The 12,452-nt window shown below is 39.2% G+C and carries 10 protein-coding genes; 2 read left to right on the top strand and 8 right to left on the bottom strand.

Translation table 11 applies throughout. From position 1 onward, the window contains the following. The first annotated feature begins 47 nt into the window (after nucleotides 1-47). Nucleotides 48-1,232: an MFS transporter gene (locus ACY2A0_RS03975; RefSeq protein WP_461788274.1), complete on the top strand. Its 1,185-nt coding sequence runs from the start codon at nucleotides 48-50 to the stop codon at nucleotides 1,230-1,232. A 66-nt stretch (nucleotides 1,233-1,298) separates the two neighbouring features. Here ACY2A0_RS03975 and ACY2A0_RS03970 read toward each other — a convergent pair whose 3' ends face one another. From ACY2A0_RS03970 to ACY2A0_RS03935, 8 genes are all read right to left on the bottom strand, one after another. Continuing rightward, nucleotides 1,299-1,853 (bottom strand): hypothetical protein, encoded by a 555-nt coding sequence (locus tag ACY2A0_RS03970; protein WP_461788273.1) that lies wholly within the window; start codon nucleotides 1,851-1,853, stop codon nucleotides 1,299-1,301. Further along, nucleotides 1,840-2,322 (bottom strand): RNA polymerase sigma factor, encoded by a 483-nt coding sequence (locus tag ACY2A0_RS03965; RefSeq protein ID WP_461788272.1) that lies wholly within the window; start codon nucleotides 2,320-2,322, stop codon nucleotides 1,840-1,842. Before ACY2A0_RS03965 ends, ACY2A0_RS03970 begins: the two co-directional genes overlap by 14 nt. A gap of 7 nt (nucleotides 2,323-2,329) precedes the next feature. Further along, a complete protein-coding gene (locus tag ACY2A0_RS03960) occupies nucleotides 2,330-2,530 on the bottom strand; it encodes a hypothetical protein (RefSeq protein ID WP_461788271.1) in 201 nt (66 codons plus the stop codon). A gap of 384 nt (nucleotides 2,531-2,914) precedes the next feature. Continuing rightward, nucleotides 2,915-3,220, bottom strand: coding sequence for a GIY-YIG nuclease family protein (locus tag ACY2A0_RS03955; RefSeq protein ID WP_461788270.1), 306 nt, complete (start codon nucleotides 3,218-3,220; stop codon nucleotides 2,915-2,917). 1,554 nt (nucleotides 3,221-4,774) lie between these two features. Further along, on the bottom strand, nucleotides 4,775-7,945 hold the full coding sequence (locus tag ACY2A0_RS03950; RefSeq protein ID WP_461788269.1) for an efflux RND transporter permease subunit: 3,171 nt from the start codon (nucleotides 7,943-7,945) through the stop codon (nucleotides 4,775-4,777). A gap of 86 nt (nucleotides 7,946-8,031) precedes the next feature. Continuing rightward, nucleotides 8,032-9,096, bottom strand: coding sequence for an efflux RND transporter periplasmic adaptor subunit (locus tag ACY2A0_RS03945; protein ID WP_461788268.1), 1,065 nt, complete (start codon nucleotides 9,094-9,096; stop codon nucleotides 8,032-8,034). 29 nt (nucleotides 9,097-9,125) lie between these two features. Next, nucleotides 9,126-10,466 carry a TolC family protein gene (locus ACY2A0_RS03940; protein ID WP_461788267.1) on the bottom strand — a complete coding sequence of 447 codons (1,341 nt, stop codon included), beginning with the start codon at nucleotides 10,464-10,466 and terminating at the stop codon, nucleotides 9,126-9,128. A gap of 6 nt (nucleotides 10,467-10,472) precedes the next feature. Continuing rightward, nucleotides 10,473-11,114: a TetR/AcrR family transcriptional regulator gene (locus ACY2A0_RS03935; RefSeq protein ID WP_461788266.1), complete on the bottom strand. Its 642-nt coding sequence runs from the start codon at nucleotides 11,112-11,114 to the stop codon at nucleotides 10,473-10,475. 177 nt (nucleotides 11,115-11,291) lie between these two features. On the opposite strand from ACY2A0_RS03935, the gene murB reads away from it, so the two are divergent. Then, nucleotides 11,292-12,323, top strand: a complete 1,032-nt coding sequence (gene murB, locus ACY2A0_RS03930; protein WP_461791268.1) for a UDP-N-acetylmuramate dehydrogenase — start codon at nucleotides 11,292-11,294, stop codon at nucleotides 12,321-12,323. Nucleotides 12,324-12,452: the final 129 nt, after the last annotated feature.

Below are 12,452 nucleotides of genomic sequence, written 5' to 3'. Positions count from 1 at the left end.
CTTCGTTTTTGCTGACCTTTGCAAAAATTTAATTCCACCGTTCTTTCATGTCAACAATTGCAGACAGTTCAAGTATACCCCCAAAAGAAACCAGCAAGTATAGTAAGCAAGCTATTCGGCTAGCGGTATCTTTATTTTACTTTGGCCAAGGTTTGGTTTTCGCCAGTTGGGCAAGTCGTATACCCGATATCAAAACCGCACTTCATTTATCAGATGCCGCTTTAGGAAGTATTTTATTAGCACTTCCTGTTGGTCAGCTCATTACCATGCCGCTATCGGGACGGTTAGTCGCTATTTTTGGGAGCAAAAAGATACTGACCTTGGCAGCGCCTTTTTACGCACTTTGCTTAACTAATGTGGCTTTAGCTACCGAAGGATGGCACCTAGCGCTATGTCTATTGGCTTTCGGTGTTTCTGGAAATTTATGCAACATTGCTCTAAACACGCAAGCGGTAACCGCAGAAACACATTATGGAAAGCCTATCATGTCTTCATTCCATGGTTCGTGGAGTTTAGGACTGTTTACCGGAGCTTTGGTTGGTTTATTGATGATGAACTTGCACCTATCCACCAGCACCCATTTTTGGATTATCGCACCATTGGCTTGGCTACATATTTTTATCAATTATCGCTTTTTACTGATTGGGAAATCTACTCAAAAAGAGAAACCGAAATTTTTAATCAAGCCGCAAGGGGTATTGGTTCAGTTGGGCATTATTGCTTTTTGTAGCATGGCAACCGAAGGGGCATTAATGGATTGGAGTGGTGTTTATTTTAAGGAAATTGTAAAGGCTCCCGCTAAATGGGTGATTTTGGGCTATGCTTCTTATTCGGCTATGATGACGTTGGGCAGGTTCATTGGAGATAGATTTATTGCCACTTATGGACGGAAGAAACTACTGCAATTTTGCGGGTTGTTGGTTTCGTCCGGCATGTTAATTTCTGTGCTTTTTCCATACCTACTTACGGCTACCCTTGGTTTCATGATGGTTGGTATTGGTGTATCGGTTATTATCCCCATGATTTATTCTATTGCTGGTAACAACGATAAAATTCCTTCCAGTTTAGCAATAGCGATGGTTTCAAGTATTGGTTACTTTGGATTTTTGATGGGGCCGCCGCTTATTGGCTATATTTCTGAGCTATTCAATTTGCGTTATTCCTTTGCTTTTGTAGGTTGTTTTGGGGTGTTGATTAGCTTAATTGTCAGTAAAATTAGAGCGATAAGGTAGGAGTTAGGTATTAGGAGTTAGGGATTAGTGGTTAGGTGTCAGTGGTTAGGTATTAGGAGTTAGGGATTAGGTATTAGGACTTTTAAACTCTGCTAAAGTGGCCTCTAATTTATTTATTCTGTTAGACCAAAGTCGATGCAGCAACCACAGTTGTACGCTAAAAATCACGGAAATAGAAGCTAAAAGCCACCATTTGAGTTCGGAAAAGCTGATGTTGTAAGTGAAAAATGTTATCAAGCCAACAGCCAATAGCGCTCTTGCTAAAACAACTTGAAGCCGGTGAGATTTAAGTTGGTTAACAAAACTTTCTAAATCATCGTTTAAATTTGTGCGGCTCTTATAGCGGCTTTGCATTAAAAAACCTTTATAGCCATAAAATAATTGAAGGACTATCGCAGCAACTATCGTGAGGTTGATAGCTAGCGGTTTACTTGCGCCATCAAACATCGTGAAGTAGCAAAATAAAAATGCTGTAAAGCCCAAAGACTCAATGATAATTTGCTTTTTTATTGAGGCCAGGATAGGATGGCTATTTTTCTTTAGCAATAAACTTAGTTCCTCTTTGTTTTTCTGAGGTGTCGAAATGTCCTTCCAAATGGATTTTAAATTATCTGTTTCCACGATTTAAAATTTGATAAAGTTTGTTCTTAATGCGGTTAATTTTTACACCTACGTTGTTCTCAGTTATTCCAATAATCTCCGCAATTTCCTGATAGCTCATCTCTTCTAAATAAAGTGCTATTATTGCTCGTTCCGCTTCATTTAACCGTTTAATGGCCCAAAGCAGCTGTTGTTTTCGGTCATTTATCTCTGTTGACGACTCTGAAATTTGATCTGGTAAAACAGAGACTAGATCTATGGTTGGTTTTCTCTTTCTAAAGGAGCTAATAGCCGTATTTAAAGCGATACGGTACAGCCAAGTGCTGAATTTGGCCTCTCCTCTGAAATTCGGATAACCTTTCCAAGCGTAGTAAGTAATTTCCTGAAACAAATCTTCGTAGTCCTCTTGTTGATTGCAATAGATGCTGCAAACCTTACCAATAATACCTTGGTTTTGGGAGAGGAGTTGAAGAAATTCAATTTCGCTCATGTTAAAGTTATTGCTTTAATTTTAAAGCTTTGATTTCAGCGTTTAGCAGTCGTAAACTATCTAAAATATCGATTTGCTTTTGCTCAAGCTCATCTAGTCGTTGCGAAAGTGCGCTATCCCTAAGTTGTGCTCTGCCATCAGGCGATGAGTTTTTTCCGCAGCTGGTTATTCCTAATATAGTAATAAATATAAGTGCTCTTATTTTCATTTTATTGTTTTTGATATAAGTAGCGAATTAGCAGAAATACTTACACTTGTCGGTAAAAAAACTTTGATAGTAGCAAAGGCAAGTATTAAATAAACGGGATTGCAGCGGAAATGCTTTTTATAGATCCCTCCTAACGTCGGAATGAAAAGGCGGGTTAGCAGTTAATTAGAGGTGTTGTCATCCAGAGCGCAGCGAAGGAACTAGCTTAATTACTTGAAGGTTACTATTAGATCCCTCCAAAGTCGGGATGACAAGGCGGGTTAGCAAGTTAGGTGTACTGTCATCCAGAGCGAAGGAACTAGCTTAATTGCGAGAAGGTTACTATTAGATCCCTCCGAAGTCGGGATGAGAATAATATAAACAACGAGTAACCAATCTTACAACCTAGTCCCCTTTAATCTCATCATTCAAGAACTTCCACTCCTTGTTATCAGCCTCAATTAATGCATTTTTCTTTGCTCTAGACCATCCCTTAATTTCCTTCTCTCTGCCGATGGCATCGTTAACATATTGAAATCGCTCATAATAAATTAGATAATAACATTTGTACCTACAAGTAAATGAATTGACATTATTTCCCTCAATATGCTGTGCTATTCTTATTTCCAAATCATTTGTGACACCTACGTACAAAACTGTCTTATTGTAGTTGGTCAGGATGTATACGAAATAATTATGCTGTCTTGACATGATAGATAGATTTATTAAAGATAATTGATTAATATAAATAATGCAGGTAGGCATAAAATTTTTCCATACAGAACGCAGAAACCAAGCCTATTTATCAGAGGTTCGCTATTAGATTCCCCCTAACGTCGGGATGACAAAGTGGGTTCGCAATTAGGCATATTGTCATCCAGAGCGAAGGAACTAGCTTAATTACCGAAAGTTTCTTATTAGATCCCTCCAAAGTCGGGATGATAACGTGGGTTCGCAATTAGGCATATTGTCATCCAGAGCGCAGCGAAGGAACTAAAACTATTTACTAGAAGTTACCTGTTGAGATCCCTCCGAAGTCGGGATGACAAGGCGGGTTAGCAAGTTAGGCATACTGTCATCCAGAGCGCAGCGAAGGAACTAAAACTATTTACTAGAAGTTACGTGTTAGATCCCTCCAAAGTCGGGATGACAAGCCGGGCTAGCAGTTAGGCATATTGTCATCCAGAGCGCAGCGAAGGAACTAAAACTATTTACTAGAAGTTACCTGTTGGATCCCTCCAACGTCGGGATGACAACGTGGGTTAGCAAGTTAGGCGTATTGTCATCCAGAGCATAGCGAAGGAACTAACTTAATTACAGGAAGGTTGCTGTTAGATCCCTCCAAAGTCGGGATGACAACGTGGGCTCGCAATTAGGCATATTGTCATCCAGAGCGCAGCGAAGGAACTAAAACTATTTACTAGAAGTTACCTGTTGGATCCCTCCAAAGTCGGGATGACAACGTGGGTTAGCAAGTTAGGCGTATTGTCATCCAGAGTATAGCGAAGGAACTAGCTTAATTACCGGAAGTTTCTTATTAGATCCTCCAAAGTCGGGATGACAACGTGGGCTCGCAATTAGGCATATTGTCATCCAGAGCGCAGCGAAGGAACTAAAACTATTTACTAGAAGTTACCTGTTGGATCCCTCCAACGTCGGGATGACAACGTGGGTTAGCAAGTTAGGCGTATTGTCATCCAGAGCATAGCGAAGGAACTAGCTTAATTACCGGAAGTTTCTTATTAGATCCCTCCAAAGTCGGGATGACAACGTGGGTTCGCAATTAGGCATATTGTCATCCAGAGCGAAGGAACTAGCTTAATTACCGAAAGTTTCTTATTAGATCCCTCCAACGTCGGGATGACAACGTGGGTTCGCAATTAGGCATATTGTCATCCAGAGCGCAGCGAAGGAACTAAAACTATTTACTAGAAGTTACCTGTTGAGATCCCTCCAACGTCGGGATGACAACGTGGGTTAGCAAGTTAGGCGTATTGTCATCCAGAGCATAGCGAAGGAACTAGCTTAATTACCGGAAGTTTCTTATTAGATCCTCCAACGTCGGGATGACAACGTGGGTTAGCAAGTTAGGCGTATTGTCATCCAGAGCGCAGCGAAGGAACTAAAACTAGTTACTAGAAGTTACGTGTTAGACCCCCCAAAGTCGGTATTACACACGATTTATCAATGATTTTGGAGAACAAAAAATCCCGATAACATATTGCTATCGGGATTGGTTTTATTGTGTGTTGGGAAAAATTCTAGTTAGTGGTGTTGTTCCCACTCATTTACATCTTTGTGCTCATAAGGCTCTTCCATCATTTCTTCAATGGTTTTCCCTTTTTTGTTAAAGCCAAATTTATTCAAGATGTTATCGAAAATTTGATACATCACCGGTACTACCACCAGAGTTAGGAAGAGCGAACTCGTTAAACCTCCAATAATTACCCAGGCCAAACCATTTTTCCAGTCGGCACCAGCGCCGCTAGCCAAGGCAATAGGCAACATACCGATAACCATGGCAATGGTGGTCATTAAAATTGGGCGTAAACGAGCGTGGTTAGCTAAAATTAAAGCTTCGTGAGTGGTTTTGCCCTGCGCTTTCATTTGGTTGGTAAAATCCACCAAGATAATTGCGTTTTTAGCTACTAGACCCATTAACATAATGAAACCTAAAATGGTAAAGATACCCAAGGCATTGTTTGTTAACGCTAATGCAAGCAATGCACCAATTAATGCTAATGGTAGTGAGAACATTACTACAAATGGATATACAAAACTGTCGTACAGTGCCACCATAATTAAGTAAACCAAAATGATAGCAGCTAGTAATGCAATACCCAAAGTACCGAAACCTTCGCTTTGGTTTTCTGCATCTCCCGACCAGAAGAAGCTAATGCCGGCAGGTTTTTGCATTTTATCCAGTTCTGTTTGGAAATCCGCAACTACAGAACCCGTTGGTCTACCCACGGTTTGCGCTTGTACCGTTACTGAAGTAGATTTATTTAAGCGCTCTAGCAAACTTGGCCCGGAACCTTCTTTGATATCCGCAAATTGTGAAAGCTTGATTTGTTGACCAGCTTGGTTTACAAATAGAAGGTTTCGCACATCGTCAATATCTTTACGGTCGAAATCTTGGTATTGAATATTAATATCATATTCGTACTCGCCAGAACGGAATTTGCCATCAGTATTACCAGCAAAGGCTGTTTGCATCGTAGCACCAACTGTACCCAAGTTTAATCCCAAAGCCGACATTTTATCGCGGTCAACCTTTACATTAATTTCAGGTGTTCCTTTTTCTACCGATAGTTTCGTTTGGGTAGCACCAGGGATTTTAGCTAGAATTTTCTCTGCTCTTTCTGCAACAGAAAGTACAGTGTCTAACTCTGGGCCCATTACTACAAGCTGAATTGGAGCGTTATCAGCTGTACCCAAAATACCGATTGGAACAGTTTTAATTTTAGCACCTACAAGCACTTTTTCCAGCTGACGAGTGTAGGTAGTAGAAATGATGTCAGAAGAAACATTATTACGCTGCGGTTTATCTACCAATCTTACATTAATCTCAGATTTGTACGCTGTAGCGGTAGTAGCTCCCATGTTACCGCTGGATTGACCAACGGTGGTGATCATTTGAACTACTTCTTTTTGCTGACTTAAAAAGTTTTCTGCCTTTTGAGTATACAAGTTGGTTTGCTCCAAAGAAGCATCTTTAGGCATCTCTATTTGTAATAAGAATTCGCCTTTATCTGATTTAGGGAAAAACTCAAAACCAATATAACCTGCGCCTAGTAAACCGCAAGAAGAAAGAAACAGCACTACCATGGTAACCAAGGTGATCGCCTTGTGCGCTAGTGTCCATTCCAAAACTCGGGTTACCCAATTGGTGAATTTGCGTAGCTGTTTTTCAAACCAAAGAATAAACTTGCCGAAGAGGTTTTTACCTTCAATGCGCTCCAACTTACCAAAACGTGAGAAAATTAACGGCACAATGGTAAAGGAAGCTAATAATGATAATAGGGTAGAGATAATTACCACCACACAGAATTGGCGTAAAATGTTAGCCACCATACCGGTACTCACCGCAATAGGGAAAAACACCACCACAATTACAAAGGTGATAGACACTACCGTAAAACCAATTTCGCGAGTACCATCAATAGCAGCACGTACTTTGTTTTTGCCCATTTCCATGTGGCGTTGGATATTCTCCAATACTACAATGGCATCATCTACCAAAATACCTACTACCAAGGATAATCCAAGTAGCGACATTAAGTTTAAGGTATAGCCAAATAAGCCAATACCAATAAATGTGGCAATTAGTGATGCTGGAATAGATACCATTACGATGATAGCGTTACGTAAGCTGTGCAAGAAGAACAACATTACCACGGCCACAAGTACTACCGCTAACATTAAATCGTGAATTACCGCATCGGCAGATTGCAACGTATAGTCGGAACTATCATTCACAATTTTAATGTCCAAACCAATGTCTTTATAATCAGTTTTTAGTTTTTCGATAATTGCCTTGGTACCCTCACTCACTTTTACGGCATTGGCATCACTTTGTTTGATGATTTGTACCGCAATAGCGTTATTTCTGTTGATACGGGCAATCTTTTCGGTTTCCTTTTGAGTATCCTGTACATCGGCAATATCACCTAAACGAATTTGTGCACCATCTTTTGCAGTAGTTACTACCAAGTTGCGCATCTCATCAATGCTGGCATATTTACCTGATAAACGCACTAAAATGTCCTGCGATTTGGTTTTCACACTTCCAGTAGGGAAATCTAAGTTGGAATTCAAAATGGCTTGTTGTACCGTAGGCACCGCCAGTCCGTAACCTTGTATCTTTTTAGCATCAAGGGACACTTTAATTTCACGTTCTGAACCGCCAATTAAGTTCACCTGCGCAACACCAGTTACACGAGAAATAATTGGGGCAATCCGCTTGTCCATTAAATCATAAAATGAAATATCGTCCATTTTTGCTGATGCAGACATCGTGATTACCGGGAAATCATCTAACGAGAACTTACTTAGTGATGGTTGTTTTACATCATCAGGAAGTTCCGCTAAAATGGCATTCACTTTTCGCTGTGCATCGTTTAGCGCAATGTCAATCTGTGCTTTATCCGTTAACGTAATTACTACAACAGATAAACTTTCGTAAGAACTAGCGTTGATTTTTTTGATGTTTTCCATCGAGGATACGGCATCCTCAATTTTTTTGGTTACCGTACTTTCTACCTCGTTTGGAGAAGCACCCGGATAAATAGTTGAGATAGATACCACGTTGGAAGTGAACTTAGGTAAAAGCTCATATCCTAAGGAGAAATAACTCAACAGACCCATCAAGGTTAATGCAGTAAATACCACAATTACCAATGATGGTCTTTTTATAGATATGTCAGTGATTTTCATGTTTTTTTCAGTATTGCGTATTGCGTGTGGAGTATTGAGTTTTAGAACGGTCTCTAAACTCACATCTCCATACTCATATCTTTTGTTTATTTTATAATGGTAACAGCAGTACCGTTAGTCAAGTTAATTTGTCCGCTAGTAATTACGGTTTCACCTTCTTTCAAGCCGTCTAAAATTTCTACGCTATCACCCAAGATGCGACCTGATACCACTTTACGAGTCTCAGCTACATTTTTCTCTTTGTTGAAAACATATACTTCGTTGCTGCTTACGCTGCCAACAAATGAGGTGCGAGGCACCAAGATAGCTGGAGCTTGTTTAGGAAATTTAAACGTTGCAGTGCCATACATTCCCGCTTTAAGGCTGTTTTTTGTGTTGTTAGCCACTTCAACTTCAATAGGGAAGTTCAAAGTTTGATCTGCTTTTGCAGCAATAAAGCTCACCTTACCTGAGAATTTCTCATCAGGGAATACCGAAGATTGAATATCCACTTTATCACCAATTTTTAAATTAGCTACCTGACCTTCGTTAACGTTTACTTTTAGTTTCAATTTAGAAACATCCACAATTTCAAATAATTGAGTGCCTGGCGCAACTACAGCACCAACTTCAATCATTTTTTTGTTTACGATACCGTTGATAGAAGATCTGATGTTAGCATCGTTTAGTTTCTTTTGTTGTTGTTGCAAACGAAGTTTAGCATTTTGTGCATTTAAACGAGCTTGATCCAATTGCTGTTGCGTTACACCACCAGTAGCAAATGAGCTTTCGTAGCGTTGCAAATCTCTCACAGCATTCTGATAGGTAGCTTCTGCAGTTTCTCTGTCTGTATTTAAAATTTCAGCATCAATTCTGGCTAAAATGGTGCCTTTGCTCACTCTGCTACCTTCTTCCACAAAAATTTTGCTTACACGGCCTGAGTTTTCAGCACTGAAATTTAATTCCTGATTGGCAATGAAGTTACCGTTTGCAGTAAAATCTAAATTAATTTCCTTGCGTTCAACGTTAGCAACTTTTACCGCAACAGCACCACTACCTTTGTTAATAAAATCGGTAGTTGCTTTTGCCTTTTGTTTATTGTTATTTAACACGTAGCCAATTGCCACTAATACTAAGGCTACTACTACAATTATGGTAATTACTCTTTTCATTATCTTAATGTTATTTCTTCTATTTTGGTTTATTGAGCTAAGGTTTTAATATCTCCTTTTGATTTGATAAGCTGTATTTCAGCTACCTTGTAATTTAACAAAGCTTGTGTATAGCTATTTTGAGCTTGGGTTAATGCGTTTTCCGTATCTAATAAATCAGTTAAAGAAGCCAAGCCGTTATTGTAGTTGTTTTGTGTGCTCTGATAAATTTCCTGTGCCAACTCTGCATTTTTCTTTTGAGCAACTATCGTATTAATGCTGTTTCTCAATTGGATTTTTGCATTTTCGTAAGCCATGTTTAAAGCATTGGTCATCTCTTTACGGTCAAACTCATATTGCTTAATCTCAACATCAGCCTGACGAACCTTTGAGCGAGTTAAGAATCCGTTGAAAATAGGGATGCGTAAAGTTAAGCCTATTGCCGAAGCATCGAAGCCAATTGCTCTGGAGTTGGATTTAAGAAAATCGAAGCCGTTAGCCTGACTGCTATAGTTGTAATTTGCATTGAGCGCCAAGGTAGGATAGTATTCCGATATGTAGGCTTTGCGCTGTAGGTCAAGCAATTTCTTTTGAACATCCATCAATTTGATCTCTGTGCGGTTAGCCAAGCTAATCGTATCCGCCAATATTGGATTTTGATTAACATCTGTCAACTCAGTAGGAGGTAGGGTGATCGGTGTATTGATCGGCATACCCATTGATAGCTTCAGCATGTTTTCCAACATAGTGATGGCATTGGCGGCTTGTTCCCTTTGCGTATTTAAGTTCGTTAAATTAACGTTGATACGATCTACATCTATCTTTTTAGCTAAACCATTTTTATACTGATTAGCAATAATGCGCTCCACTACTTTCACGTTTTTAATGTTAGTGTCGATCACGTTCAGCTGTTGTCTGTTTACCAATACTTGATAGTAATTATTAGCAACTTGCTCAATTACCTGCTCTTGCGTTAGCTGTGCATTTAACCTGTAATAAGCTTCGCTAGATCTGGCCGCTTGCAAACCAGTAAACACCTGTTGGTTAAATAACTGTTGTGATAATTGTACGCCAGCGTTGGAGTTCCAAGTTTGGCCGAAGCGCAACGTTTGCAGCTGTCCGCCGAAATCTACTACTTGTTGACCGATGATGGCATTGTAAGTTAAGCCCACTGTTCCGTTAAGTTGCGGTAATGCCTGTGCCCTAACTTCTTGCGTTTTGAACTTTCCCTTGTCCATCTCAAGCACGGCTTTTTTAGCATTTGTATTATTTTCCAACGCATATTTTAAAGCCTCCTTTAGCGTGATAGGTTGTTGAGCGAAGGTTAGGCTTGGCAAACTGACGCTAACAATTAGCAGAAATACCAGTTTTGCCGTCTTTATTCTAAACATAGTTGATTAATTATTATTTTTTGGGTGATTTTCTTGTTCTTTTAATTCTTGATCGTATTTATGGATGAGTTTTAGCCCTTCATTGTTACATATTCCAAACAAAAAATGTCGAGTAATTTCCACCATGATATTAGCTAAGCTGTATTTAGTGGTGTCGTACAAATTATTTTGGGTGAAAATGGTATCTATTTGATTCAGCCTCATCCTAGTTATAATCTCCACATTAAGTTCTTCCCTGTAAAAACCTTCAGCAATGCCACGTTGTAGGTTTTGAGCCACCGTTTTACCAATTTCTTTTTCCTTAAAGGCAATGAAGTTTAACCAAGCTTCCTGATGATACTTTTGTAAATCGTAAAATAGCATGGGGTTCATTGTTGCCAAAAAGAAATCCATATCCTGCATGCCAATAAAAACTTCTTGCACTGCATTCTCGGATTCCACCACGCACTTGTTCATTTGCAAGTCTTGATTCACAATCCTGTCACGAATCAAGATGTTGATCAACTCGTTTTTATCTTTAAAATTTTGGTAAATGGTTTTCTTAGATACGCCCAGGTTCTTCGCAATATCATCCATCGTCACACTTTTAAAACCATATTGGCAAAAAAGTTTGTCCGCCCCGTCTATGATATAATCTTTAATTTCCAATTCTTACTCCTTTTCAAAATTCGCTACAAAACTATGGAAACTTTTTTTAATCAAAAAGTTTCCATGACTAAATTTTTTCATTTCAAGGTAAATTACATTTTACAGACAAAATAGTTTTATTAGCTTTTGACATCATAATGGATTCATCCAAATTAATGTGGTAAATCATTGTTACATTTGCAGAAAACAGATATTATGTCGTTCACCACAAACCAGTCGTTAAAAGATTTAAATACTTTTCGGATAGATGTTAATGCAAAATATTTTGCTGAAGTTTTTGCTGAAGAAGATTTACAAACACTTTTTAGTGATCCGATAATAAAGGAAAACAAGTTGTTAGTGCTTGGCGGTGGCAGTAATATGCTGTTTGTGAAAGATTACGAGGGCTTGGTACTTAAGGTTAGTATCAAAGGAATTAATGTAGAAGAACAAGGCGACGATGTTTTGGTTACAGCCGGAGCTGGTGAGGTTTGGGACGTGCTGGTAAAATACTGCGTAGCCAAGGGTTATGCTGGTATGGAAAACTTAACGCTAATTCCTGGTACTGTTGGCGCTTCGCCCATCCAAAATATTGGGGCCTATGGGGTAGAAGTTAAGGATATTTTTGAAAGTTGCACTGCATTTGAAATAGCAAGCGGTGAGATTAGAACTTTCACTAAAGCTGATTGCGAGTTCGCTTACAGGGAGAGTATCTTTAAAGGAAAACTCAAAGGAAAGTTCATTATTACATCCGTTACTTATCGCTTGTCCAAAAAACCTAAGGTACAAACACATTATGGTGCAATTAACGCCGAGTTGGAGAAAAGAGGAATAACTTCACCTACAATCGCTGATATTTCTGAGGTAGTTGCCGCCATAAGGGTAAGCAAGCTTCCCGATCCAAGTACAATTGGTAACGCAGGAAGTTTCTTTAAGAATCCCATCATCGACCAACCAGTTTTTGAACATTTGTTGTCGCAATTTCCAGACATGCCGCATTATCCAGCTCCCGATGGCCGAATAAAGTTGGCGGCCGGTTGGCTGATAGAAGCCTGTGGTTTTAAGGGAATGGTGGAAGGCAACACTGGCACTTGGAAAAATCAGGCTTTGGTTTTGGTAAATCATGGTGGTGCAACAGGACAGGAGGTGTACAGATTTTCGGAAACTATCATTAATACAGTACAACAAAAATTTGGTGTTTTGCTAGAGCGAGAAGTTAATATTGTTTGATTATAGCTGTAGGAAGTACTTTTTAATCCTTAAATACAAATAGGTTTTATAAATTCTGGGTTTTGGTATCATAGTTGTGATGTGTTACATAACTATGACAGTTGCCGCCCATCTAGCATCTGTTCTTTT

Source organism: Pedobacter sp. (assembly GCF_965249885.1).
Lineage (GTDB): Bacteria > Bacteroidota > Bacteroidia > Sphingobacteriales > Sphingobacteriaceae > Pedobacter.
This window is presented reverse-complemented; position numbering and strand designations above follow the sequence as displayed.

What these genes read in the sequence shown, in the direction of transcription:
- ACY2A0_RS03975 (WP_461788274.1), top strand. Translation starts at nt 48, where the DNA reads ATGTCAACAATTGCAGACAGTTCAAGTATACCCCCAAAAGAAACCAGC.
- ACY2A0_RS03965 (WP_461788272.1), bottom strand. Translation starts at nt 2,322, where the DNA reads ATGAGCGAAATTGAATTTCTTCAACTCCTCTCCCAAAACCAAGGTATT.
- ACY2A0_RS03960 (WP_461788271.1), bottom strand. Translation starts at nt 2,530, where the DNA reads ATGAAAATAAGAGCACTTATATTTATTACTATATTAGGAATAACCAGC.
- ACY2A0_RS03955 (WP_461788270.1), bottom strand. Translation starts at nt 3,220, where the DNA reads ATGTCAAGACAGCATAATTATTTCGTATACATCCTGACCAACTACAAT.
- ACY2A0_RS03950 (WP_461788269.1), bottom strand. Translation starts at nt 7,945, where the DNA reads ATGAAAATCACTGACATATCTATAAAAAGACCATCATTGGTAATTGTG.
- ACY2A0_RS03945 (WP_461788268.1), bottom strand. Translation starts at nt 9,096, where the DNA reads ATGAAAAGAGTAATTACCATAATTGTAGTAGTAGCCTTAGTATTAGTG.
- ACY2A0_RS03940 (WP_461788267.1), bottom strand. Translation starts at nt 10,466, where the DNA reads ATGTTTAGAATAAAGACGGCAAAACTGGTATTTCTGCTAATTGTTAGC.